1 pseudogene is annotated in these 229 nt (G+C 36.2%); it reads right to left on the bottom strand.

Annotated elements, in window-relative coordinates:
* A pseudogene (locus tag Q4528_RS16705) lies at window positions 1-229 on the bottom strand (MFS transporter); the annotation flags it as partial.

The raw sequence follows: 229 nt of genomic DNA on the forward strand, positions 1-229 counted from the left end.
AAGTATGAACGCAGAAATAACACCTAATACCATCATTACTGCACCTGTTAAGAATGTAATCGTTGCAGCAGTGGCAACTGGATAAAATTGCGAACAAACAGTAAATATTGTGGTGTTAATTGCAACACCAAATGCCTTACAAAGCGTTGCTCCCATTTTATATAAACCAGTGGCAAAACTTACTTTATCATCAGGAATATTAAATACTGCAACAGTTAGACCAGGTGTA

The organism is Staphylococcus pasteuri (assembly GCF_030547725.1).
GTDB lineage: Bacteria > Bacillota > Bacilli > Staphylococcales > Staphylococcaceae > Staphylococcus > Staphylococcus pasteuri.